The organism is Pseudomonas sp. NFACC32-1 (assembly GCF_900101215.1).
GTDB lineage: Bacteria > Pseudomonadota > Gammaproteobacteria > Pseudomonadales > Pseudomonadaceae > Aquipseudomonas.
This window is the reverse complement of record NZ_FMUL01000002.1, coordinates 235875-257125: the sequence shown is the minus strand read 5'-3', so window position 1 is coordinate 257125 and position 21251 is coordinate 235875. Positions and strand designations below refer to the sequence as shown.

Below are 21251 nucleotides of genomic sequence, written 5' to 3'. Positions count from 1 at the left end.
AGTTTTTGTGGGAACTTGTCCTACGGTTCCCGGTCAATTTTCGCAGTGCTGAACTGCACGAGTTATGTGAGTCGGAGGTTTTTTCGTATGACCACTTCTTTGCAACCTGCTTATGCTCTGGTCCCGGGTGCGAACCTGGAGGCCTATGTGCACACGGTGAACAGCATTCCCTTGCTGACGCCCGAGCAGGAGCGTGAACTGGCCGAGAGTCTCTACTATGAGCAGGATCTTGAGGCGGCTCGGCAAATGGTGCTCGCCCACCTGCGTTTTGTCGTACATATCGCCCGCAGCTATTCCGGCTACGGGCTGGCCCAGGCGGATCTGATCCAGGAAGGCAACGTCGGCCTGATGAAAGCGGTCAAGCGCTTCAACCCTGAGATGGGCGTGCGCCTGGTGTCGTTCGCGGTTCACTGGATCAAGGCGGAAATCCACGAGTTCATCCTGCGCAACTGGCGCATCGTGAAAGTGGCGACCACCAAGGCCCAGCGCAAGCTGTTCTTCAACTTGCGCAGCCAGAAGAAACGCCTGGCCTGGCTGAACAACGAGGAGGTCCATCGCGTCGCCGAGAGCCTGGGTGTCGAGCCCAGGGAAGTGCGCGAGATGGAAAGCCGGCTGACCGGACAGGACATGGCCTTCGACCCGGCTGCCGAAGCGGACGACGACAGTGCCTTCCAGTCGCCGGCCAACTATCTGGAAGACCACCGGTATGACCCGGCGCGTCAACTGGAAGACGCCGACTGGAGCGACAACTCCAACACCAACCTGCACGAAGCCCTGGAAGTGCTGGACGAGCGCAGCCGTGACATCCTCTACCAGCGTTGGCTGGCCGAGGAAAAAGCCACGCTGCACGACCTGGCGCAGAAGTACAACGTGTCGGCCGAGCGGATCCGCCAGCTCGAGAAGAGCGCGATGAACAAGCTCAAGGTGTCGATCGCGGCTTGATCTGCAGCTGCGGCCAAAAAAACGCCCCGATCAGTGATGATCGGGGCGTTTTTGTTCGGGGCGATAATTTGAATTCACTGCTGATCCTGTGGGAGCGAGCTTGCTCGCGATGAGGCCATTGCATTCAACATCGGTGTAGGCTGTCGAACCGTCATCGCGAGCAAGCTCGCCCCCCCCACAGGGACAGTGCGTGGGTTACTGCGCCCAAGGCGCTCGCCGCGAATCATTGAGCCCCAACAAATAACTGTCGCCTCCCAACTGGTTCATCTGCTGGCGAATCCAGCTCGCTCGCCGCAACACATAGGGGCTCGGTCGGCTGGCGCTCCATGCCCTCGGATTGGGCAGTACCGCCGCCAGCAGGCTGGCCTGTTGCCGGGACAAGGATTGCGCGCCAGTGCGGAAGTGATGCCGCGCCGCCGCTTCGGCCCCGAACACACCGTCATCCCACTCGACACTGTTGAGGTACACCTCGAGGATCCGCTGTTTGGGCCAGAACACCTCGATCAATGCCGTGAACCAGGCTTCGAGCCCTTTGCGCAGCCAACTGCGGCCCGACCACAGGAACAGGTTCTTGGACACTTGCTGGGAGAGGGTGCTGGCGCCGCGAATCGAGCCGCCGCGTCCATTATGAGCAAACGCTGCCTGGATCGCGCTGATGTCGAAACCCCAATGCTCCGGGAATTTCTGGTCTTCGCCGGCGATGACCGCCAGCTTGAGGCTGTCGGAGATCCGGTCCCAAGGCTGCCAGGTGCGTTGCAGGTCGATCGGTTCGCCGCCAAACCAGGATTCGATCTTGCGCTCGATCATCAGCGCCGTGAACGGTGGAGGCACTACCCGAAACAGCAGCACCAGCACGACGCTGCCGATGGCGAACCAGAGCAGGGCTTTAAGGAATCGTCGAAAGAATGAACGCAGCATAGGGATGGCTTGGCCGAACCGGTCGAGCGGGCCATTATACAGACCCTGCCCACCGAGTCTGACTGGAGTTCTCATGCTGCGTAGCTTTCTGATGCTGGCCGCCTTTTTCGGCTTCACCGGCGTGGCGCTGGGGGCGTTTGCCGCCCACGGCCTGAAGAATCGCCTGAGCGCCGATTACCTGGCGATCTTCCACACCGGTGTCACCTACCAATTGGTGCACACCCTTGCATTGCTGGGCGTTGCGTTGCTGGCCACGCATATTCCCGGTCGCGTCGTGACCTGGGCTGGCGTGTCATTCGTGGTCGGTATCCTGCTGTTCTCCGGCAGTCTGTATCTGCTGACCCTCACCGGCATCAGCAAGCTGGGCATCATCACGCCGTTCGGCGGCGTGGCGTTCCTGATCGGCTGGCTGTGTCTGGGGCTGGCCGCCTGGCGGCTGGGCTGACCGCCCGGTCCATTTCATGACGAATGGCTTGGGTCGCCCAGACTGATCGGGCTAGAATGCCAGCCCCTAAAAATGATGACGGCATCCGGCATGCGCATTCAGTTGAACGGCGAACCCTTTGAATTGCCCGACGGTGAAACCGTTGCGGCCCTGCTGACCCGCCTGGATCTTGCCGGGCGTCGCGTCGCGGTGGAACTCAACCTGGATATCGTCCCGCGCAGCCAGCATGCCGACACGACCCTCAACGAGGGTGACCAGGTCGAAGTCGTCCACGCCATCGGCGGCGGCTAGCACCAGGCAGCGTGCAAATCCGTTCGCGGCGTTTCACGGCGTCTGGTCAGTCAAATTTCGCAAGAACCTCACCCCAACAGAGGATTTCCCATGAGCATCGTTCGTAGCGACAAGCCCTTCGTCCTGGCCGGTCGTACCTACCAGTCGCGCTTGCTGGTAGGCACCGGCAAATACCGCGACATGGAAGAGACCCGCCTGGCCATCGAAGCATCGGGCGCCGAAATCGTCACCGTCGCCGTGCGCCGGACCAACATCGGCCAGAACCCGGGCGAACCGAACCTGCTGGATATCCTGCCGCCGGACCGCTACACCATCCTGCCCAACACCGCCGGCTGCTTCGACGCCGTCGAGGCCGTGCGCACCTGCCGCCTGGCCCGTGAGCTGCTCGACGGGCACAACCTGGTCAAGCTGGAAGTGCTGGCCGACCAGAAAACCCTGTTCCCCAACGTGATCGAGACCCTCAAGGCCGCCGAAACCCTGGTCAAGGAAGGTTTCGACGTGATGGTGTACACCAGCGATGACCCGATCATTGCTCGTCAACTGGCGGAAATCGGCTGCATCGCGGTCATGCCGCTGGCTGGCCTGATCGGTACGGGGCTGGGCATCTGCAACCCATACAACCTGCAGATCATCCTCGAAGAAGCCAGGATCCCGGTGCTGGTGGATGCCGGTGTCGGTACCGCTTCGGATGCCACTATCGCCATGGAACTGGGTTGCGAAGCGGTGCTGATGAACTCCGCCATCGCCCATGCCCAGCAGCCGGTCCTGATGGCCGAAGCCATGAAGCACGCCATCGTTGCCGGTCGCCTGGCTTACCTGGCCGGCCGCATGCCGAAGAAACTTTACGCCAGCGCCTCCTCGCCGCTGGATGGTCTGATCAAGTAAGAGCCATTGATGACTGAATCGAACGACACGCCTGTCCTGCCGGAAGAAGGCGAAGAACGCCAACACCGCCGTATCAAGAGTTTCGTGATGCGCGCCGGGCGCATGACCGAAGGCCAGCAACGCGGCCTGGAACAGGGCGCCCCTCTGTTCGTCCTGCCCCTGGCCGATGCGCCGGTGGATTTTGACCAGGTGTTCGGCCGCTCGGCCCCGCGCTCGCTGGAGATCGGTTTCGGCATGGGCCATTCGCTGCTGGAAATGGCCGCTGCCGCGCCGGAACAGGATTTCATCGGCGTGGAAGTGCACCGTCCCGGTGTCGGTGCGCTGCTCAATGGCGTGCTGACCCAAGGGCTGACCAACCTGCGGGTCTATGATTGCGACGCCATCGAGGTGCTGAACCGCTGCGTGGCCGACAACAGCCTCGACCGGCTGATGCTGTTCTTCCCCGACCCCTGGCACAAAAGCCGCCATCACAAGCGCCGCATCGTCCAGGCGTCGTTCGCCGAGCTGGTGCGCAGCAAGTTGAAGGTTGGCGGTGTGCTGCACATGGCCACCGACTGGGAACCCTACGCCGAGTACATGCTGGAGGTGATGAACGTCGCCCCGGGTTACCGTAACCTGGCCGAAGACGGTCGCTATGTGCCGCGCCCGGCCGAACGACCGATCACCAAGTTCGAACGCCGTGGCGAACGGCTGGGGCATGGGGTCTGGGACTTGAAGTTCGAGAAGGTGGCGTAAGACGAAGTCCTGCTGAAATGGGATCCCCTGTGGGAGCGAGCTTGCTCGCGATGAGGGCATGACATCCAACGTCAATGTTGACTGTCATACCGCCATCGCCAGCAAGCTCGCTCCCACATTTGTTTTGTGCAGGTCGAAATCAGCGCCGATCCGCGACTACGCCTATCAACACCAGTACCACCAGTAGAACCGGCGCCAGGCTGTAGTTGTTGAACTGGCTCAATCCCTTGACGATCCATGGAGTGGCATAGATCAGGGCCGCACCGCTGCCGATCATGCACAGCAGGGCGATCAGCGGGACGCGCAAGGCGCCGGCGATGCTGCCCAGGCGCTGTTCGACCCAACCCTTGATGTCCGCGCCAAACAGCACCAGCAGGCAGCCTACCAGCGCCAGGGAGATCTCCGAGAGATTGCTGCGGCTCCAGCGGGACACGGTGGCAAGCAGGTCGAGTACCAGATCCATTCGATTTCCTTGTGTTGATCAGCTCAGAAATTTCTGCAGCAAGTCATTGAGAAACAGCTGTCCGCGCTCGGTGGCCGCCAGACGTGACGGTTCGACCTGCAACAACCCGCTTTGTTCGGCCTCGCGCCGGCCTTCGGCCAGGCTTTGCAGGGGCAGCCCTGTCCGCTCCGGGTACAGCCGCGCGTCCACGCCTTCGGTCAGGCGCAGGGCGTTCATCAGGAACTCGAAAGGCAGCTCTTCGTTGGGCAAGGCTTTTTCGCCGGCCAGGAAGCGCTTGGCCGGGTTGAGATAGTCCTTGGGCAGGCGGGTCTTCCAGGTGCGCACGATACGCCCGTCCGGATGGCTGAGCTTGCCATGGGCGCCGGCGCCGATGCCGATGAAATCGCCGAAGCTCCAGTAATTGAGGTTGTGTCGCGCTGCCCGGCCAGGCTGGGCGTAGGCCGAGACTTCGTATTGGGCATAGCCATGCTCGGCCAGCAATGCCTGCCCTGCCTCCTGGATGTCCCACAGGGTATCGTCTTCCGGCAGGGTTGGCGGCTGGTTCCAGAACACCGTGTTCGGCTCCAGCGTCAGCTGGTACCAGGACAGGTGGGTGGGCTTCAGAGCGATGGCCTGGCGCAAGTCGCCCAAGGCGTCGTCGAGGGACTGGTCGGGCAGGCCATGCATGAGGTCCAGGTTGAAGTTGTCGAACCCGGCCTGGCGGGCCATGCCGGCGGCGCGCACCGCTTCGTCACCGTTGTGGATCCGCCCCAGCGCCTCGAGCTTGGCCTGCTGGAAGCTCTGGACGCCGATGGACAGGCGATTGATGCCCAGGGCACGGTATGCGACGAATTTCTCTTGTTCGAAGGTGCCGGGGTTGGCTTCCAGGGTGATTTCGATGTCGGGGGCGAAGGCAATCCGCGCCGCCACGCCTTCGAGCAGCCGGCCCAGGGCCCTGGCGCTGAACAGGCTCGGGGTGCCGCCGCCAAAGAAGATCGAGCTCAGTGGCCGCCCGTATACCGCGTGCAGGTCCTGGTCGAGGTCGGCCAGCAGGGCGTCGACATATTCTTCTTCGGGCAACTGCGCACTGGCGGCGTGGGAGTTGAAATCACAATACGGGCATTTGCGCACGCACCACGGGATGTGGACGTACAGCGCCAGGGGCGGCAGCACCGGCAGCGGCGCCCTGGGCGCTTGTGCACCGCCGTGTATCAGCGGTGCGGGGGATTCATCGGTCATTGCAGGCCCAGGCGTTGACGCAGAAGGACCATGGCGCGGGCGCGGTGGCTCAGCTGGTTCTTTTCCGCAGGGCCCAGTTCGGCGCTGGAGCAGTTTCGTTCCGGTACCCAGAACAGCGGGTCGTAGCCGAAACCGTGTTCGCCCCGGGCCTCGGTGAGAATGCGCCCGTGCCACAAGCCTTCGCACAGGATCGGCAGCGGATCATCGGCATGCCGGACCAGCGCCAGGACACAGACGAATTGCGCCCCCCGCTCGGCTTCAGGTACATCCCTGAGGGCTTCGAGCAGCTTGGCGTTGTTCGCCGCGTCGCCCTTGCCGTCGGCATAACGTGCCGAATAGATGCCCGGCGCGCCGCCGAGAAAGTCCACCGCCAGCCCGGAGTCGTCGGCCAGCGCCGGCAGGCCCGAGAGGCGTGCGGCGTTGCGGGCCTTGAGGATGGCGTTCTCGACGAACGACAGGCCGGTTTCTTCAGGTTCCACCTGGCTGAACTCGCCGATGGAGCGCAGGTGCACCGAGTCGCCGAGCATGGCCTGTAGCTCCTTGAGCTTGCCGGCGTTGTGGCTGGCCAGTACGAGTTGGGTGAGGTTCATCATTGGCCCGGAAACAGTTCCTGGTTGAAGTTGATGGTGTTGATCTTGTCGCCGGTTCGCACCTTGATTTCAAAGGTGCGGGTTTCCTGCTGGGGTACTGGATACTGGGCGATGTAGTAGATCGCGCCTTGCTCGGTCACCTGCTTGAATTTCAGCGGGATGCTCTGGCTGGTGAGGTCTTTCACCGTGCCGCTGACCTGGGCCATGAAGGGCTTGCCATCCTTGAGTACCGAGACGTTGATCACACCCTGTTGCTTGCTGCGGATCAGCTCGGCGCCCTTGGCGATATCTGGTGCCAGGAAGGTGGAGTTGAACGTGTTGTAGTGCACGGTGATGTCACCGAACACTTCCTTGCGTTCGGCCTTGATGGCGTCGGCGGCCATGGCGCCAATGCTCAGGCAGGCGGTGATGAGAAACAACGCTAGACGTTTCATGTCGTGCTCCTGGTAGGGCCGGGGTTCATACCGCGATCTGGTGGTCGGCAAGGCCTGGGCTGCTGACCCGATAGATGCCTATTTCACCTAACAGATTAGGCCATAGCTTGCTGGCCCACCCGTGGCGGTGTTGCTGGTCCACCGCCAGGCGATCGATGACCTTGGCCTGGCGTTCGCGGCACAGCTCCTCGAAATCCTCGAAGGTACAAAAGTGGATGTTCGGCGTGTTGTACCAGGTGTAGGGCAGGAATTCCGACACCGGCATGCGCCCCTTGCTCGCCAGGTACCAGCGGCAGCGCCAATGGCCGAAGTTGGGGAAGGTGATGATGCACTGGCGTCCGACCCGGAGCATTTCGTCGAGAATCCTGTCCGGGTAATGCACCGCTTGCAGGGCCTGGGTCATGACCACGATATCGAAGCTGTTGCTGGCGAAGTTGCCCAGGCCCTTGTCCAGGTCCTGTTCAATGACGTTGATGCCCTTGGCCACGCACTCGGCGATGTTGTCCGGGTCGTTTTCCAGGCCGTAGCCGGTGACTTGCTTGTTGTCCCGCAGCCAGGTCAGCAGTTCGCCGTTGCCGCAGCCCAGGTCGAGCACGCGGCTGCCGGCGGGGATCCATTCCTGGATGATTTCCAGATCGGCTCTCATGGCGTCCTCACAGCGTAATACGGTTCATATAGTTGCCGAACGCCTGCAGGTAGCGCGGGATCGGGATCAGAAAGGCGTCGTGGCCCTGGGGGGCGTCGATTTCCAGGTAGCAGACGTCCTTGCGCGCCGTCATCAGCGCATCCACCAGCTCCCGGGAGCGGGCCGGGGAAAAGCGCCAGTCGGTGGTGAACGACATCACGCAGAACTTGGCGGTGGCGCCGGCGAAGGTCTTCGCCAGGTCATTGTCGAAGTTCGCCGCTGGATCGAAGTAGTCCAGGGCCTTGGTCATCAACAGGTAGGTGTTGGCATCGAAGCGCCCGGAGAACTCCTCGCCCTGGTAGCGCAGGTAGCTTTCCACCTGGAACTCGACGCTGTGGAAGTCGTAGTTGAGCTTTTCGCTCTTGAGGCCCCGGCCGAATTTCTCGCCCATGGAGTCATCGGATAGGTAGGTGATATGCCCGACCATCCGCGCCAGCATGAGCCCGCGCTTGGGAATCACGCCGTGTTCCTGGAACGAGCCGCCGTGGAACTCCGGATCGGTGAGGATCGCCTGGCGCGCCACTTCGTTGAAGGCGATGTTCTGTGCCGACAGTTTGGGAGCCGAGGCGATTGCCAGGCAATGACGCACACGGTCCGGGTAGGTGATGGTCCACTGTAGGGCCTGCATGCCCCCCAGGCTGCCGCCGATGACCGCTGCCCACTGGTCGATGCCGAGGCGATCTGCCAGGCGGGCCTGGCTGTGGACCCAGTCTTCCACGGTCAAGACCGGAAAGTCGGCGCCGAAGGGCTTGCCGGTTTCAGGGTTGAGGCTGCTGGGGCCCGTGGAGCCATTGCAACCGCCGAGGTTGTTCAGGCTGACGACGAAGAACCTGTCGGTGTCGATGGGCTTGCCGGGGCCGATGCAACTGTCCCACCAGCCTGGCTTGCGATCGTCGACGCTGTGGTAGCCGGCGGCATGGTGATGCCCGGACAAGGCGTGGCAGATCAGCACGGCATTGCTGGCCGTGGCGTTGAGGGTGCCGTAGGTTTCATAGATCAGGTCATAGGCTGGCAACGAACGGCCGCAGGCCAGGGCCAGGGGCTCGCTGAAATGCGCCATTTGCGGCGTCACCAGACCAACGGAATCGGGGGGAAAGACAGCTGGCATCGACCCTGCTCTCGTTGAAATGAGGCGTAAGTCTAAAGACCGCTGGGGTTAGCGGCAAGCAAAGGCGGGGGTGTGTCTTATGGCACGGGTATTTATCTGTGGCGAGGGAGTAAATCCCCTCGCCACAGAGGAGGTGCGCCCCATCAGATCAGCAGGCGCAGGATTTCCGGCATCATGGTCACCGCCGCCAGGTTGTTGATCACCAGCATGTCGATCAGCTTGAGCACCATGAATGCCAGGATCGGCGAAATATCCAGGCCGCCCAGGTTCGGCACGATACGGCGGAACGGTGCCAGGGCCGGTTCGCAGATCTGGTTCACCAGCTCGGCGCCCGGGTTATGGCTGCCCGGAGCGACCCACGACAGGATCACGCTGATGATCAGCGCGAAGAAGAAAATCTTCAGGAACAGCGCGGTCACGCCAATGATCGACCAGATCAGCAATTGCAGTGGATTGCCGGTGGTGCCGTAGGTCAGCAGCAGCGTCAGGGCCATCAGTGCCATCTGCAGGAGGATCGCCAGTACCAGCGACGACATGTCCAGGCCGAACAGGCTCGGAATGATGCGACGCAGCGGCTTGAGCAGTGGCTGGGTGGCCTTGACGACGAACTGGCACAGCGGGTTGTAGAAGTTGGCGCGTACCAGTTGCAGCACGAAACGCATCAGTACGATCAGCAGGTACAGGCTGCCGAGGGTTTGCAGCACGTAGACCGCTGCGGTGTTCAATCCGATCATGAATGGCTCCTTATTGGCCCAGTTGTTCGGCCATCTCGGCCGAGCGATGCGCGGCGGCGCCGAGTGCTTTTTCCACCAGGGCTTCGAAGCCTCCGGCCTGGAACGATTTGATCGCCGCTTCGGTGGTGCCGGCGGGAGAGGTTACGCGACGCCGCAGTTCGGCGGCATCGACATCGCTGGATACTGCCATGTGGGCGGCGCCCAGTGCCGTTTGCAGGGTCAACCGGGCGGCGGTTTCCCTCGGCAGGCCAAGCTTCTCGCCGGCGGCGGTCATGGCCTCGATCAACAGGAAGAAATACGCCGGGCCCGAGCCGGAGACAGCGGTGACCGCGTCCAGCTGTTGCTCGGTCTCCAGCCATAACACCAGGCCCACGGCCGACAGCAGCGTTTCGGCCTGCTGGCGTTGCTCGGTGGAGACCTGGGCAGTGGCGAACAGACCGCTGACGCCCTGGCGCAACAGCGCCGGGGTGTTGGGCATGCAGCGCACGATCGGCTGGGCGCCGAGCCAGTTGCTCATGCTGTCGCAGGTGATGCCCGCGGCAATCGATACCACCAGCTGATGAGGCTTGAGGCTCGGGCGGATGGCCTGGCACACGGCTTTCATCGCTTGGGGCTTGACCGCCAGCACGACGACGTCGGCGCCGTCGATGGCCTGGGCGTTATCGGCGAAGGTTTCAATGCCGTGCTCGGCGCTCACCCGGGCACGTGTCTCTTCGCCCGGATCACTGGCGCGGATCTGCGCGGCATCCAGGCCCTTGGCCCGCAGGCCACCGATCAGGCTGGCGGCCATGTTGCCGGCGCCGATGAAGGCAATACGCGTGTTGCTCATGACAGGTCCTTGATTAGAGAGAGTGGAGTTGGCATGGCTAGGGTCAGTGACCGCCATAATCGCGGGCGCCGAACAGGGCAGTGCCGATACGTACCCAGGTTGCGCCCTGGGCAATGGCGGATTCGAGATCATGGCTCATGCCCATGGACAGGGTGTCCAGAGGCAGGTCCAGGCTCGCTTGAAGGCGTTGGACCGCGGCGAAGGCCGCGTCCTGGGCGGCGCGATCCTCGGTTGGCTCGGGGATGGCCATCAGCCCGCGCAGCTTGAGGCGTGGCAGGGCGTCGATGGCGTGGGCCAGGGCCGGCAGGTCGGCCGGGGTGCAGCCGGACTTGCTGGCTTCGCCGCTGACGTTGACCTGGATGCAGATGTTCAGGGGTGGCAACCCGGACGGGCGTTGCTCGGACAGGCGTTGTGCAATTTTCAAGCGATCCACGGAATGCACCCAGGCGAAATGTTCGGCGATAGCGCGCGTCTTGTTCGACTGAATGGGGCCTATGAAGTGCCAGGTCAAGGGCAGGTCGGTCAGTTCAGCCTGTTTGCCCAGCGCTTCCTGGAGATAGTTCTCGCCGAAGTCCCGCAGGCCCGCGGCATAGGCTTCCCGCAGGGCCTGGGCGGGTTTGGTCTTGCTCACCGCCAACAGTTGGACGCTGTGCTCGGGGCGTCGGGCGGCCTGCTCCGCAGCGCGGATCCGTGAAACTACCAGGGCGATGTTGTCTGCTATCGTGGACATAAAGAAGCGCCAGCGGGTCTGAGGTTCGCGGCATTCTACTGGAATTGAGGAGCGCTATGGATATCACCGAACTGCTGGCGTTCAGCGCCAAACAGGGGGCGTCGGACCTGCATCTGTCCGCCGGGCTGCCGCCGATGATCCGCGTCGACGGCGACGTGCGCAGGATCAACCTGCCGGCCCTGGACCACAAGCAGGTTCATGAGTTGATCTACGACATCATGAACGACCGGCAACGAGTAGATTACGAAAAGTTTCTGGAAACCGATTTTTCCTTCGATGTGCCGGGTGTGGCGCGGTTCCGGGTCAACGCCTTCAACCAGAATCGCGGGGCGGGGGCGGTGTTCCGGACCATTCCGTCGAAAGTCCTGACCATGGAAGACCTCGGGATGGGCGATGTGTTTCGCAAGGTGACCGAGGCGCCCCGAGGGCTGGTACTGGTGACCGGGCCGACCGGCTCGGGCAAGTCCACCACCCTGGCGGCCATGATCGACTACCTCAATACCCACAAGCATCACCACATCCTGACCATCGAAGACCCCATCGAGTTTGTCCACGAGCCGCGCAAGTGCCTGATCAACCAGCGTGAGGTGCACCGCGATACCCAGGGTTTTTCCACGGCCCTGCGCTCGGCCCTGCGGGAAGACCCGGACGTGATCCTGGTGGGGGAGATGCGCGACCTGGAGACCATTCGCCTGGCACTGACCGCCGCTGAAACAGGGCACCTGGTGTTCGGCACCCTGCACACCACCTCGGCGGCCAAGACCATCGACCGCGTGGTGGACGTGTTTCCCGGGGATGAGAAATCAATGGTTCGCTCGATGCTGTCGGAGTCGCTGCAGGCGGTGATCTCCCAGACGCTGGTCAAGAAGATCGGTGGGGGCCGCGTCGCCGCCCACGAGATCATGCTGGGCACGTCGGCGATCCGTAACCTGATCCGCGAGGACAAGGTGGCGCAGATGTATTCTGCCATCCAGACCGGTGGATCCCTGGGGATGCAGACGCTGGACATGTGCCTGAAGGATCTGGTGAACAAGGGGCTGATCAGCCGCGAGCATGCGCGGGAGAGGGCGCGTACGCCGGATAACTTCTAGGGGAATCGGCCAGGGACCTTCGGCGCGGCCCCCAACAAAGGCTTGCATCCTTATTTCTGGCTCGCCATCCGGGGGCTGCTTCGCAGCCCGGCGGGGCGGTACGACGTTTCGCTGAATCCCCCTCGCCACGAGGGGGCTTGAATCAGCGCTGAGCCACTCGCAACCCAGCCTGTTCTTTCGGCAAGACCCGCTTGGCAACCACGTAGTGGGTGTTCCAATAAGGTTTGTTCAGGGTGTCGATGGTCACTGACTTGCCACGCCGCGGAGCATGGATGAAACGGTCGTTGCCCAGGTAGATCGCCACGTGATTGACCCGGCGGCTCTTGAGCTTGAAGAAGATCAGGTCGCCGGGCTTGAGGTCCTTGCGGTCGACTTTCTCGCCGTGGCCGCTGGCCATTGCATTGGATGTGCGCGGCAGGTTGAACGTGGCATCGTTGAAGGCGTATTTCACCAGGCCGCTGCAATCGAATCCCTTGCTTGGGCTACTGCCGCCCCAGCGATAAGGCGTGCCGAGCACGTTCACCGCACGGCTCAGCACGTTGCTGCTGGTCTTGGGCGCCATGGGCGGTACCAGCTTGCTGTTGGCGGTGCTCACACGCTGGGGCTTTTGCCGGTTCTTGCTCGATGGAGCAGAAACATGGGCCTTGGGTGTGAAGCCATTGATATTGGGAAGACGTTGCTCACGGTTGGTGGCGTGGGCGGCCAGGGGCAATAATAGGCAAAAGGTCAGCCATGTCTTGATAAATGGACGCATTAGGCAGGGCTCTTAAAGGTTAGCGCGCAACTTTATAACAGCTTTTCTGATGATCCCGAGGCCGTTTGTCGATTGAAAAGGGTGCGAAAAAACCGCTAATTGCGACACTTTGTCCGGATTGTCCTACACAAGCCCCGTATTACGGGGCTTTCCCGGACACGATTCGTCCGGAACCGCTTGTCGGCTCGACACGAAAAAGTCACAAAAGGTTCGAACAAATTTATCTATCGAGGCAAAAGAGGCCATTCATGAACAGCTATCAGCAGGGCGCTACTCACGATACCCACAGCAAACTCATCGGGTATCTGCTCTGGATCTTCGGATTCACCGGTGCCCACCGTTTCTACTATGGCAAGCCGGTCACCGGCACGATCTGGTTCTTCACCCTGGGGCTGCTGGGCATCGGCTGGTTGATCGACCTGTTCCTGATTCCATCCATGGACCGCGAGGCCGACCTGCGTTTCACCCCGGGACCGATCGAATACAGCGTGGCGTGGATCCTGCTGACGTTCCTCGGCGTATTCGGCGTGCACCGGATGTACCAGGGCAAATGGATCAGCGCGATCGTCTATCTGTTGACCGGTGGGGTGTTTTTCCTGGGCGTGCTGTATGACTTCTGGACATTGAACGATCAGGTGTCGATTCGTAACGCGCAGAAGCGTGGGGCTTTTCAGTAGGACCGAGTCGCCTGCATTCGCGAGCAGGCTCGCTCCCACATGGATCGAAGTGTTCACATATCATGTGTGCACCGGAAATCCCCCTGTGGGAGCGAGCCTGCTCGCGATAAGGGCGCCGCGGTTTCAGGCCTGGTGGGTAATCCGCCCGTCCATCAGGGTATAGCGCACCACCCCCGGCAGGCTGTGGCCCAGGAACGGGCAATTGTCACCCTTGGAGCGCCAGGCTTCGCCGGCCACGGTGGAGGCCGCAGGGTCGAACAGCACCAGGTCTGCCGCCGCGCCGACCGCCAGCTTGCCCGCCGGCAACTCCAGCGCCTGGGCCGGGCCGGTGCTCAGGCGGGCCAGCAGGGTCGGCAGGTCGAGCAAGCCGTCTTCCACCAGTGTCAGGGCCAGTGGCAACAGCAATTCGACGCTGCTGATACCCGGCTCGGTGGCGCCGAATGGCGCCAGCTTGGCATCCCGCTCGTGGGGCTGGTGATGGCTGGCAATGGCCGAGATGACGCCGGACCTCACTGCTTCGCGCAGCCCATCGCGGTCGGCGCGGGTGCGCAGCGGCGGCTGGACGTGATAGACGCTGTTGAAGTCGATCAGGGCTTCGTCGGTCAGGATCAACTGGTACAGCGCCACGTCGGCGGTGACAGGCAGGCCGCGGGCCTGGGCCTGGGCGATCAGCGCCGCGCCACGGGCGCTGGTCAACTGGCTGAAGTGCGCGCGCACGCCGCTCTGTTCCACCAGCAGCAGGTCCCGGGCCAGCGCCACGGTCTCGGCGGTTTCCGGGATGCCCGGCAAACCGAGGAAGCTGGCGGTGGGGCCTTCGTGGGCCAGGCCGCCTTCGGCGAGGTCGTGGTCCTGGGAATTGAAGATCACCGTCAGGCCGAACGTCGCTGCGTATTCCAGGGCCCGGCACAGGGTGCGGGTGTTACGGAAATTGTTCAGGCCGTTGCCGAATGCCACGCAACCGGCATCGCGCAGGGCGATGAGTTCGGCCAGTTGCTCGCCTTCCAGGCCCTTGCTCAACGCACCGATGGGAAAGACCTTGGTGTTACCGGCTTCCCGGGCGCGGTCGAGGATCAGTTCGGCCACGGCCGAGGTGTCCAGCACCGGCCTGGTCTGCGGTGGGCAGCACAGGCTGGTTACGCCACCGGCCGCGGCGGCCTGGGTTTCGCTGACGATGTTGCCTTTGCGGCTGTAGCCAGGCTCGCGCAGGGCGACGTTCAAGTCCACCAGGCCGGGGGCAGCCACCAGGCCCTGGGCTTCGAGGGTCTGGGCGGGAATGAAGCCGGCCGGAGCGGCGCCCAGGGCGACGATCTTGCAGGCATCGATATGGATATCGGTCACTTGATCCAGGCCGGTGGCCGGATCGATCACGCGTGCGCCGAGAATGCTGAGCTTCACTGGGCGTTCTCCTGGTCGAATTGGCGCTGGGCCGTTTGCCCGCTCATGGCCATGGACAGCACCGCCATGCGGATGGCGATGCCGTAGGTCACCTGGTTGAGGATCACCGAATGCGGACCGTCGGCCACGGCCGATTCGATCTCCACGCCCCGGTTGATCGGCCCCGGGTGCATGACGATGGCGTCCGGCCTGGCGCCGGCCAGGCGCGCGGTGGTCAGGCCGAACAGGCGGTAGAACTCGCCTTCGCTGGGCAGCAGGCCGCCGGTCATGCGCTCGCGTTGCAGGCGCAGCATGATCACCACGTCCACGTCCTTGAGGCCCGCGGCCATGTCGGTGAAGACCTTCACGCCGTATTGCTCGATGCCGATGGGCAGCAGGGTCTTCGGCGCGATCACCCGGATGTCCGGGCAGCCGAGGGTCTTGAGGGCCAGCATGTTCGAGCGGGCTACCCGCGAGTGCAGGATGTCGCCGACGATGGCTACCGAAAGGTTCTCGAAGCCGCCCTTGTGCCGGCGGATGGTCAGCATGTCCAGCATGCCCTGGGTCGGGTGGGCGTGGCGGCCATCACCGCCATTGATGATCGCCACCTGCGGGCAGACGTGCTCGGCGATGAAATGTGCCGCCCCGGAATCGCCATGGCGCACGACGAACATGTCCGCGGCCATGGCTTCGAGGTTGCGCAGGGTATCGAGCAGGGTTTCGCCCTTGCTCGCCGAGGACGTAGATACGTTGAGGGTGATCACGTCCGCCGACAGCCGCTGGGCCGCCAGTTCGAAGGTGGTGCGGGTGCGGGTGGAGTTTTCGAAGAACACGTTGCATACGGTCTTGCCGCGCAGCAACGGGACTTTCTTCACCGCCCGGGCGCCGACCTCGAGGAATGAGTCGGCGGTGTCGAGGATTTCCGTCAACAGCTCGCGGCGCAGGCCATCGAGGGACAGGAAGTGCCGCAGCTGGCCCTGATCGTTGAGCTGCAGCGGGCGCTTGGTTTCGAGAGGCGTCATCGCAATGGACTCTTTACAAGGGCAGTTAAAGGGCGAGGTCTTGCAGTTCGAGCTGCAGCGGGGTCGGGCCGGAGAGCTTGACCCGCTCGTGAGCGGCAAGGGCCAGTGTCGCGCCGACCACGTTCGGGCGGATCGGCAGCTCGGCGGCGTCCAGGTCCAGCAGGCACACCAGGGTCACGCTGGCCGGGCGACCATAGTCGAACAGCTCGTTCATGGCGGCGCGGATGGTCCGGCCACTCATCAGCACGTCGTCGATCAGCACCAGGTGCTGGCCTTCGATCTCGAAGGGCAGGGCCGAAGGGCGCACTTGCGGATGCAGGCCGTTCTGGCTGAAGTCATCGCGGTAGAAGGACACGTCCAGGGTGCCCAGGGGCGACTGGCTGCCGAGTTCTTCGAGCAAGGCCTGGGCGACCCAGACGCCACCTGTGCGAATGCCGATGTAGCGTGGTTCGCTGATGCCGCGTTGTTCCAGGTGTGCCGTGAGACGGATCGCCATCTGGCTGATCAGTTCGGCAGGATTGGGCAGGCTCATGCTGGCTCCTTCAGGTTTCCGGGCCGGTGTGCGTGGCGCGGTTCATCGCTAAAAGAAAGCGCCTTGGCGGCGCTTTCGGAAAATCAGGTATCGAACAGGGCGGCGTTGGCATCGAGCCAGCCCTGCAGCAGCAGGGCCGCGGCGATGGCGTCCACCGGGTTGTCACGGTAACTGCCTTTCTGCCCGCCGCGCCCGAGGCGCTCACCCTTGGCTTCGAACGTGGTCAGGCGTTCGTCGTGGGTATAGAAGGGCAGATTGAAGCGGCCATTGAGCCGGCGGGCAAACTTTTCCGCGCGCAGGCACATGTCGCTGGGAGTGCCGTCCATGTTCAGCGGCAGGCCGACCACCACGGCGTCGGGTTTCCACTCCTTGATCAGCGCTTCGACCTGGTTCCAGTCCGGAACGCCGTTCTGGGCCTTGAGGGTACACAGTTCGCGGGCCTGGCCGGTGACGACCTGGCCGACCGCAACGCCGATCTGTTTGGTGCCGTAATCGAAGCCCAGCAGCAAGCGCAGGGCCATCAGGCGTGTCCCGCCTGGCTGGTGAGCAGGCTGAGGTTGATTCCCAGGCGGCTGGCCGCCGCTTCCAGGCGCAGTTCGCTGCTGGTATTGAACAGGATGTCGGCATCGAACGGGCAGGTCAGCCAGGCGTTGTCGGCCAGTTCGGCTTCCAGCTGCCCGGCTTCCCAGCCGGCATAGCCGAGGGCAATCAGGCTCTTTTCCGGGCCGACACCGTCGGCGATGGCGAACAGGATGTCCTGGGACGTCGACAGCGATACGCCATTGAGGTCCACGGTCGCCTGGTAGCTGGGACCCGACGGATGGAGCACGAAACCACGATCGGTCTGCACCGGGCCACCGATGAAAATCGGTACGTGCTGGCACAGTAATGGCGGCTCCACCTCGGGGCGCAGCTGTTCGAGAATGTCCGCGAGGTTCAGTTCCTGCGGTCGATTGATCACCAGCCCCATGGCCCCATTGGCCGTGTGCTCGACGATGTAGGTCAAGGTATGGGCGAAGTTCGGATCGGCCATGTGCGGCATGGCGATCAGGAAGTGATGCTTGAGGTAGGTGGGGCTGACATTTTTCATAGGCGCTAGTGTGGCGGCGCAGGGCCGAACTGACAAGCTGGGAAATGCCTGAGACTGTCACCAATCCCCTGTGGGTGCGAGCTTGCTCGCACAAGGGGATTGGGGTGGTTATCAGTTACTGGACAGCCGGTCGCCGCGGGCAAATTTCCAGGTGCGGATGATTTCCAACCGGTCGATGTCCGACAGGTCCCCGGTAAACGGCGCGAACGGCGCCGCCAGACGCACGATCCGCTGGGCGGCCTGGTCCAGCAGCGGCTGGCCGGAGGATTCGAGCACCAGCACTTCATACAGGGAACCGTCGCGGTTGATCGAGACCATCAGTCGCAGGTTGCCGTAGATCTGCTTGCGCCGCGCTTCGTCAGGGTAGTTGAGATTGCCGATGCGCTCGACCTTCTTGCGCCATTCGTCTTTGTACCAGGCGCCCTTGTCGCGCATGGTGGAGGCGGCGCTCAGGCGGTGGATACGCGGGCGCTTGGCATAGAGTTGCTGCTCCTGGGCCAGTTCGGCTTCCAGGCTGGCGATGTCGCTGGACAACTGGGCGCTGTCGAAGGTCGGCACCGGGGTCTTGGGCTTGGGGTCGGGCTTGACCTCTTCCTTGACCGGGGCCTTCTTCGGTTTCGGCGCCACGGTGGTCACGGCCGCCTTGGGCGCTGTTTCCTGCACCTCTGGCTTGGCCGCCGGCGGCGGGGTGGTTTTCTGTACCTGGTTGTCCTGGAAGGGGGCGATCTCGGTGGTCTTGGGAATCGCCTTCTTTTCCAGGGTACCGCTGCCCTGCTGGTTTTCCTGGGCGAGGAAGTCCGCTTTCGCCGGCTTGGTCTCGCTCTTGAAAGTGGCCAGGGTAATTTCCAGGGTCTGGCTGATCTGCTTGGGTTCGACCGTGGCAAAGCCGACACCCAGCAGCAGGGCCAGGTGGATCAGGGCCGCCAGGAACAGGGTAAAACCGAGGCGATCGGCCGGGCGCACGCCACGATGGGCGAGCTCTTGGGGCAGATCGGACGGGAGGGTCATGACAAGGAAACCAACATCGCGTTTTTTTCAGGCCGGGCATGATAACGCAATGTCGGTTTCCTTCATCAGATCCCGATCAACGAGTCTTGAGCTTCTGATCGATGGCATCCATCAGCATCCCGCCGATGTCGGTGCCAAACGCATTGTCGATCTCGCGGATGCAGGTCGGGCTGGTGACGTTGATTTCCGTCAGGTGCTCGCCGATCACGTCCAGTCCTACGAACAGCAGGCCTTTTTCGCGCAACGTCGGGCCGACCTGGGCGGCGATCCAGCGGTCCTTCTCGGTCAGCGGGCGCGCCTCGCCACGGCCGCCGGCTGCCAGGTTGCCGCGGGTTTCGCCGGCTGCGGGAATACGGGCCAGGCAATAATCCACCGGTTCGCCGTCGATCATCAGGATGCGCTTGTCGCCATCGACGATGGCCGGCAGGTAAGCCTGGATCATGATCTGCTGCTTGCCGTGCAGGGTCAGGGTTTCCAGGATCACCGACAGGTTGGGATGGCCGGCGGTGTGGCGGAAGATCGAGGAGCCGCCCATGCCGTCCAGCGGCTTGAGGATCACGTCGCCGTGATGATCGGCGAACTCGCGCAATACATCCGGGCGTCGGCTGACGATGGTCGGTGGCGTGCAGTGCGGGAACAGCGTGGCGAACAGCTTTTCGTTGCAGTCGCGCAGGCTCTGGGGCTTGTTGACCACCAGCACGCCGGCGTTTTCGGCCTGCTCGAGCAGGTAGGTGGAATACACGAACTCCATGTCGAAGGGTGGATCCTTGCGCATCAGGATCACGTCCAGGTCGCTGAGCAGTGCATCGCTTTCCTCGCCCAGTTCAAACCACTTTTGCGGGTCGGCGAAGACTTTCAGCGGCTTCATCCGCGCCCGCGCCTGGCCTTCGGCCTGGTAGAGGTCACGCTGTTCCATGTAGAACAGCTCCCAGCCGCGCTTCTGGGCGGCCAGCAACATGGCCAGCGAGCTATCCTTTTTATAGGAAATGCTGGCGATAGGGTCCATGACAATGCCGACGCGTACGCTCATGGCTTGGTTCCTCGAAAAAACTGATGGGCATGAATGCCGTGAAAAAGTGGCGTCAGAGTGGCGCCCGGCGAATTGTCGGTCAAGGAAAAACCATCGCGCCGAGCGGCCGATAGCCCGGCGCTGGAGACTGTGCTAAAAAGGCTGCCATGTGGCGCGCGGGCCTTGAACATCAAGGGCTTGCGCCGTCGGTCGCATTTACGCGTTAAAAACCGGTTCGCAGTGGCAATGGCAGAGCATCTTACGCAACAGCAACCCAGCGCCTTGAAGGTCATGGTCATCGATGACTCGAAGACCATTCGCCGCACCGCCGAAACCTTGCTGCGCAACGTGGGTTGCGAAGTGATCACGGCTGTCGACGGTTTCGATGCCCTGGCCAAGATTGCCGACCATCATCCAGGCATCATCTTCGTCGACATCATGATGCCGCGCCTGGATGGCTACCAGACCTGCGCCTTGATCAAGAACAACAGCGCCTTCAAGGCCACGCCGGTGATCATGCTGTCTTCCCGCGACGGCCTGTTCGACAAGGCCAAGGGACGTATTGTCGGCTCCGATCAATTTTTGACCAAGCCTTTCAGCAAGGAAGAACTGCTGGGCGCGATACAGGCCCATGTCCCGGGCTTTGCCGCTGTCCAGCCGCACCAGGCACATTAAATGACGCTCGGCCACGGGGCCTGGGGGTCGACAAGAATGGGGAACACCATGGCACGAATTCTGATCGTCGATGATTCGCCGACCGAAATGTACAAGCTGACCGGCATGCTGGAAAAGCACGGTCATCAGGTCCTGAAGGCCGAGAACGGCGCCGACGGCGTGGCCCTGGCCCGCCAGGAAAAACCCGACGCGGTACTGATGGACATCGTCATGCCCGGCCTCAATGGTTTCCAGGCGACCCGCCAGCTCACCAAGGACCCGGACACCGGCCATATCCCGGTGATCATCATCACCACCAAGGACCAGGAAACCGACAAGGTCTGGGGCACGCGCCAGGGCGCCAAGGATTACCTGACCAAGCCGGTGGACGAAGAAACCCTGATCAAGACCCTCAATAACGTGCTGGCGGGTTGATGACGCGGCCATGAGCCCATCCCTGACCGCGTTCGAACTGCTGTTGCAGATCGATCGGCGCTGCCGGTCCCTGGCGGCGGACTTGCCGTCCCAGCCGACCCTGCACCACAGCTGGAGCGGCATCGGTTTTCGCCTGGGAGAGAACTGGTACGTGGCGCCCATGGGAGAGGTCAGCGAAGTGCTGCATGAGCCGCGCCACACGCACCTGCCCGGGGTCAAGCCCTGGGTGCGCGGCGTGGCCAACCTGCGCGGGCGGTTGTTGCCCCTGATGGACCTCTGCGGCTTTTTCGGTCATGAACTGTCGGCGGTGCGCAAACAACGGAGGGTGCTGGTGGTGGACCACGACGAGATATTCGCCGGGTTGCTGGTAGATGAAGTCCTGGGGTTGCAGCATTTCGCCCAGGACAGCCTGGAGCCGACGCTGGCGGACGACTGCGACGGCCCGGAGGCGGCCTTCGTCAAGGGCCGGTTTCGCGGCGAGCGGCAGTGGCAGGTGTTCAGCCCTTTCGCCCTGACGCGGTCGGCGGGTTTCATGGATGTGGCGATTTGACGAGATGCAGCGCAGGCCCTTGTAGGAGCGAGCTTGCTCGCGATAGCG

Annotated in this window: 28 protein-coding genes; 10 read left to right on the top strand and 18 right to left on the bottom strand. The window is 62.9% G+C overall.

What is annotated here, in order from left to right; all coding sequences use genetic code 11:
• Nucleotides 1-87 precede the first annotated feature (87 nt).
• A complete protein-coding gene (gene rpoH / locus BLP99_RS05035) occupies nt 88-942 on the top strand; it encodes an RNA polymerase sigma factor RpoH (protein ID WP_072390254.1) in 855 nt (284 codons plus the stop codon).
• Nucleotides 943-1137: 195 nt separating this feature from the next.
• On the opposite strand, the gene mtgA is transcribed toward rpoH, so the two are convergent.
• Nucleotides 1138-1860, bottom strand: a complete 723-nt coding sequence (mtgA, locus tag BLP99_RS05030; protein WP_072390251.1) for a monofunctional biosynthetic peptidoglycan transglycosylase — start codon at nt 1858-1860, stop codon at nt 1138-1140.
• Nucleotides 1861-1933: 73 nt separating this feature from the next.
• On the opposite strand from mtgA, the gene BLP99_RS05025 reads away from it, so the two are divergent.
• The 4 genes from BLP99_RS05025 (at nt 1934) to trmB (ending at nt 4216) form a co-directional block, all read left to right on the top strand.
• Nucleotides 1934-2305 (top strand): DUF423 domain-containing protein, encoded by a 372-nt coding sequence (locus tag BLP99_RS05025; RefSeq protein WP_072390248.1) that lies wholly within the window; start codon nt 1934-1936, stop codon nt 2303-2305.
• Between the two features lie 90 nt (nt 2306-2395).
• Nucleotides 2396-2596, top strand: a complete 201-nt coding sequence (gene thiS / locus BLP99_RS05020) for a sulfur carrier protein ThiS (protein WP_072390871.1) — start codon at nt 2396-2398, stop codon at nt 2594-2596.
• A 90-nt stretch (nt 2597-2686) separates the two neighbouring features.
• Nucleotides 2687-3481 (top strand): thiazole synthase, encoded by a 795-nt coding sequence (locus BLP99_RS05015; RefSeq protein WP_053148263.1) that lies wholly within the window; start codon nt 2687-2689, stop codon nt 3479-3481.
• A gap of 9 nt (nt 3482-3490) precedes the next feature.
• A complete protein-coding gene (gene trmB / locus BLP99_RS05010) occupies nt 3491-4216 on the top strand; it encodes a tRNA (guanosine(46)-N7)-methyltransferase TrmB (RefSeq protein WP_072390243.1) in 726 nt (241 codons plus the stop codon).
• Between the two features lie 139 nt (nt 4217-4355).
• On the opposite strand, the gene BLP99_RS05005 is transcribed toward trmB, so the two are convergent.
• From BLP99_RS05005 to BLP99_RS04965, 9 genes are all read right to left on the bottom strand, one after another.
• Nucleotides 4356-4679: a DUF3392 domain-containing protein gene (locus tag BLP99_RS05005; RefSeq protein WP_072390240.1), complete on the bottom strand. Its 324-nt coding sequence runs from the start codon at nt 4677-4679 to the stop codon at nt 4356-4358.
• A gap of 18 nt (nt 4680-4697) precedes the next feature.
• Nucleotides 4698-5897, bottom strand: coding sequence for a radical SAM family heme chaperone HemW (gene hemW, locus BLP99_RS05000; RefSeq protein ID WP_072390237.1), 1200 nt, complete (start codon nt 5895-5897; stop codon nt 4698-4700).
• The gene (rdgB, locus tag BLP99_RS04995; RefSeq protein ID WP_072390234.1) at nt 5894-6490 is read right to left on the bottom strand and encodes an RdgB/HAM1 family non-canonical purine NTP pyrophosphatase; all 597 of its coding nucleotides are present in this window, start codon (nt 6488-6490) and stop codon (nt 5894-5896) included. The genes hemW and rdgB overlap by 4 nt, the downstream gene beginning before the upstream one ends.
• The gene (locus tag BLP99_RS04990) at nt 6487-6921 is read right to left on the bottom strand and encodes a DUF4426 domain-containing protein (RefSeq protein ID WP_092179864.1); all 435 of its coding nucleotides are present in this window, start codon (nt 6919-6921) and stop codon (nt 6487-6489) included. Before BLP99_RS04990 ends, rdgB begins: the two co-directional genes overlap by 4 nt.
• Nucleotides 6922-6946: 25 nt before the next feature.
• Nucleotides 6947-7567, bottom strand: a complete 621-nt coding sequence (gene metW / locus BLP99_RS04985) for a methionine biosynthesis protein MetW (RefSeq protein ID WP_072390228.1) — start codon at nt 7565-7567, stop codon at nt 6947-6949.
• A gap of 7 nt (nt 7568-7574) precedes the next feature.
• Complete coding sequence (metX, locus tag BLP99_RS04980) at nt 7575-8714, bottom strand: homoserine O-succinyltransferase MetX (RefSeq protein ID WP_072430897.1); 1140 nt, start codon at nt 8712-8714, stop codon at nt 7575-7577.
• Between the two features lie 143 nt (nt 8715-8857).
• Nucleotides 8858-9448 carry a YggT family protein gene (locus BLP99_RS04975; RefSeq protein ID WP_072390222.1) on the bottom strand — a complete coding sequence of 197 codons (591 nt, stop codon included), beginning with the start codon at nt 9446-9448 and terminating at the stop codon, nt 8858-8860.
• Nucleotides 9449-9458: 10 nt separating this feature from the next.
• On the bottom strand, nt 9459-10277 hold the full coding sequence (gene proC / locus BLP99_RS04970) for a pyrroline-5-carboxylate reductase (RefSeq protein ID WP_072390218.1): 819 nt from the start codon (nt 10275-10277) through the stop codon (nt 9459-9461).
• A gap of 43 nt (nt 10278-10320) precedes the next feature.
• A complete protein-coding gene (locus BLP99_RS04965; protein WP_076406023.1) occupies nt 10321-11007 on the bottom strand; it encodes a YggS family pyridoxal phosphate-dependent enzyme in 687 nt (228 codons plus the stop codon).
• 56 nt (nt 11008-11063) lie between these two features.
• Here BLP99_RS04965 and BLP99_RS04960 point away from each other — a divergent pair, with 56 nt between their 5' ends.
• On the top strand, nt 11064-12098 hold the full coding sequence (locus BLP99_RS04960) for a type IV pilus twitching motility protein PilT (protein ID WP_072390212.1): 1035 nt from the start codon (nt 11064-11066) through the stop codon (nt 12096-12098).
• Between the two features lie 142 nt (nt 12099-12240).
• Here the strand turns inward: BLP99_RS04960 and BLP99_RS04955 are convergent, their stop codons facing one another.
• On the bottom strand, nt 12241-12852 hold the full coding sequence (locus BLP99_RS04955; protein WP_072458574.1) for a C40 family peptidase: 612 nt from the start codon (nt 12850-12852) through the stop codon (nt 12241-12243).
• Between the two features lie 248 nt (nt 12853-13100).
• On the opposite strand from BLP99_RS04955, the gene BLP99_RS04950 reads away from it, so the two are divergent.
• Nucleotides 13101-13529: an NINE protein gene (locus tag BLP99_RS04950; RefSeq protein WP_072390206.1), complete on the top strand. Its 429-nt coding sequence runs from the start codon at nt 13101-13103 to the stop codon at nt 13527-13529.
• A 123-nt stretch (nt 13530-13652) separates the two neighbouring features.
• On the opposite strand, the gene BLP99_RS04945 is transcribed toward BLP99_RS04950, so the two are convergent.
• The 7 genes from BLP99_RS04945 to gshB all read right to left on the bottom strand — a co-directional run bounded on the left by BLP99_RS04945 (nt 13653) and on the right by gshB (nt 19585).
• Nucleotides 13653-14924: a dihydroorotase gene (locus BLP99_RS04945; protein ID WP_072390203.1), complete on the bottom strand. Its 1272-nt coding sequence runs from the start codon at nt 14922-14924 to the stop codon at nt 13653-13655.
• Nucleotides 14921-15925: an aspartate carbamoyltransferase catalytic subunit gene (locus tag BLP99_RS04940; RefSeq protein WP_072390200.1), complete on the bottom strand. Its 1005-nt coding sequence runs from the start codon at nt 15923-15925 to the stop codon at nt 14921-14923. The genes BLP99_RS04945 and BLP99_RS04940 overlap by 4 nt, the downstream gene beginning before the upstream one ends.
• 25 nt (nt 15926-15950) lie before the next feature.
• A complete protein-coding gene (gene pyrR / locus BLP99_RS04935) occupies nt 15951-16457 on the bottom strand; it encodes a bifunctional pyr operon transcriptional regulator/uracil phosphoribosyltransferase PyrR (protein WP_072390196.1) in 507 nt (168 codons plus the stop codon).
• Nucleotides 16458-16540: 83 nt separating this feature from the next.
• A complete protein-coding gene (gene ruvX / locus BLP99_RS04930; protein WP_072390193.1) occupies nt 16541-16978 on the bottom strand; it encodes a Holliday junction resolvase RuvX in 438 nt (145 codons plus the stop codon).
• Entirely contained in the window at nt 16978-17547 is a 570-nt protein-coding gene (locus tag BLP99_RS04925; protein ID WP_072390189.1) for a YqgE/AlgH family protein, read from the bottom strand. The genes ruvX and BLP99_RS04925 overlap by 1 nt, the downstream gene beginning before the upstream one ends.
• A 111-nt stretch (nt 17548-17658) precedes the next feature.
• A complete protein-coding gene (locus tag BLP99_RS04920; RefSeq protein ID WP_072430891.1) occupies nt 17659-18555 on the bottom strand; it encodes an energy transducer TonB in 897 nt (298 codons plus the stop codon).
• Between the two features lie 76 nt (nt 18556-18631).
• The gene (gene gshB / locus BLP99_RS04915) at nt 18632-19585 is read right to left on the bottom strand and encodes a glutathione synthase (RefSeq protein ID WP_072430890.1); all 954 of its coding nucleotides are present in this window, start codon (nt 19583-19585) and stop codon (nt 18632-18634) included.
• A 225-nt stretch (nt 19586-19810) separates the two neighbouring features.
• Here gshB and BLP99_RS04910 point away from each other — a divergent pair, with 225 nt between their 5' ends.
• The 3 genes from BLP99_RS04910 to BLP99_RS04900 are packed head-to-tail and all read left to right on the top strand — an operon-like array spanning nt 19811 to nt 21203.
• Entirely contained in the window at nt 19811-20239 is a 429-nt protein-coding gene (locus tag BLP99_RS04910) for a response regulator (protein WP_003206467.1), read from the top strand.
• Nucleotides 20240-20287: 48 nt separating this feature from the next.
• The gene (gene pilH, locus BLP99_RS04905; protein ID WP_072390179.1) at nt 20288-20653 is read left to right on the top strand and encodes a twitching motility response regulator PilH; all 366 of its coding nucleotides are present in this window, start codon (nt 20288-20290) and stop codon (nt 20651-20653) included.
• Between the two features lie 10 nt (nt 20654-20663).
• Nucleotides 20664-21203, top strand: a complete 540-nt coding sequence (locus BLP99_RS04900) for a chemotaxis protein CheW (RefSeq protein WP_072390176.1) — start codon at nt 20664-20666, stop codon at nt 21201-21203.
• Nucleotides 21204-21251 lie beyond the last annotated feature (48 nt).

Excerpts from the sequence above, each read along its gene's own strand:
- trmB (WP_072390243.1), top strand. The coding sequence starts at position 3,491 with ATGACTGAATCGAACGACACGCCTGTCCTGCCGGAAGAAGGCGAAGAA.
- BLP99_RS04955 (WP_072458574.1), bottom strand. The coding sequence starts at position 12,852 with ATGCGTCCATTTATCAAGACATGGCTGACCTTTTGCCTATTATTGCCC.
- BLP99_RS04900 (WP_072390176.1), top strand. The coding sequence starts at position 20,664 with ATGAGCCCATCCCTGACCGCGTTCGAACTGCTGTTGCAGATCGATCGG.
- BLP99_RS04990 (WP_092179864.1), bottom strand. The coding sequence starts at position 6,921 with ATGAAACGTCTAGCGTTGTTTCTCATCACCGCCTGCCTGAGCATTGGC.
- gshB (WP_072430890.1), bottom strand. The coding sequence starts at position 19,585 with ATGAGCGTACGCGTCGGCATTGTCATGGACCCTATCGCCAGCATTTCC.
- mtgA (WP_072390251.1), bottom strand. The coding sequence starts at position 1,860 with ATGCTGCGTTCATTCTTTCGACGATTCCTTAAAGCCCTGCTCTGGTTC.
- BLP99_RS04920 (WP_072430891.1), bottom strand. The coding sequence starts at position 18,555 with ATGACCCTCCCGTCCGATCTGCCCCAAGAGCTCGCCCATCGTGGCGTG.
- rpoH (WP_072390254.1), top strand. The coding sequence starts at position 88 with ATGACCACTTCTTTGCAACCTGCTTATGCTCTGGTCCCGGGTGCGAAC.
- hemW (WP_072390237.1), bottom strand. The coding sequence starts at position 5,897 with ATGACCGATGAATCCCCCGCACCGCTGATACACGGCGGTGCACAAGCG.
- BLP99_RS05015 (WP_053148263.1), top strand. The coding sequence starts at position 2,687 with ATGAGCATCGTTCGTAGCGACAAGCCCTTCGTCCTGGCCGGTCGTACC.
- pyrR (WP_072390196.1), bottom strand. The coding sequence starts at position 16,457 with ATGAGCCTGCCCAATCCTGCCGAACTGATCAGCCAGATGGCGATCCGT.
- metX (WP_072430897.1), bottom strand. The coding sequence starts at position 8,714 with ATGCCAGCTGTCTTTCCCCCCGATTCCGTTGGTCTGGTGACGCCGCAA.
- ruvX (WP_072390193.1), bottom strand. The coding sequence starts at position 16,978 with ATGGCCCTGCGCTTGCTGCTGGGCTTCGATTACGGCACCAAACAGATC.
- rdgB (WP_072390234.1), bottom strand. The coding sequence starts at position 6,490 with ATGATGAACCTCACCCAACTCGTACTGGCCAGCCACAACGCCGGCAAG.
- pilH (WP_072390179.1), top strand. The coding sequence starts at position 20,288 with ATGGCACGAATTCTGATCGTCGATGATTCGCCGACCGAAATGTACAAG.
- BLP99_RS05025 (WP_072390248.1), top strand. The coding sequence starts at position 1,934 with ATGCTGCGTAGCTTTCTGATGCTGGCCGCCTTTTTCGGCTTCACCGGC.
- BLP99_RS04960 (WP_072390212.1), top strand. The coding sequence starts at position 11,064 with ATGGATATCACCGAACTGCTGGCGTTCAGCGCCAAACAGGGGGCGTCG.
- BLP99_RS05005 (WP_072390240.1), bottom strand. The coding sequence starts at position 4,679 with ATGGATCTGGTACTCGACCTGCTTGCCACCGTGTCCCGCTGGAGCCGC.
- BLP99_RS04950 (WP_072390206.1), top strand. The coding sequence starts at position 13,101 with ATGAACAGCTATCAGCAGGGCGCTACTCACGATACCCACAGCAAACTC.
- BLP99_RS04925 (WP_072390189.1), bottom strand. The coding sequence starts at position 17,547 with ATGAAAAATGTCAGCCCCACCTACCTCAAGCATCACTTCCTGATCGCC.
- BLP99_RS04975 (WP_072390222.1), bottom strand. The coding sequence starts at position 9,448 with ATGATCGGATTGAACACCGCAGCGGTCTACGTGCTGCAAACCCTCGGC.
- thiS (WP_072390871.1), top strand. The coding sequence starts at position 2,396 with ATGCGCATTCAGTTGAACGGCGAACCCTTTGAATTGCCCGACGGTGAA.
- proC (WP_072390218.1), bottom strand. The coding sequence starts at position 10,277 with ATGAGCAACACGCGTATTGCCTTCATCGGCGCCGGCAACATGGCCGCC.
- BLP99_RS04965 (WP_076406023.1), bottom strand. The coding sequence starts at position 11,007 with ATGTCCACGATAGCAGACAACATCGCCCTGGTAGTTTCACGGATCCGC.
- BLP99_RS04940 (WP_072390200.1), bottom strand. The coding sequence starts at position 15,925 with ATGACGCCTCTCGAAACCAAGCGCCCGCTGCAGCTCAACGATCAGGGC.
- metW (WP_072390228.1), bottom strand. The coding sequence starts at position 7,567 with ATGAGAGCCGATCTGGAAATCATCCAGGAATGGATCCCCGCCGGCAGC.
- BLP99_RS04910 (WP_003206467.1), top strand. The coding sequence starts at position 19,811 with ATGGCAGAGCATCTTACGCAACAGCAACCCAGCGCCTTGAAGGTCATG.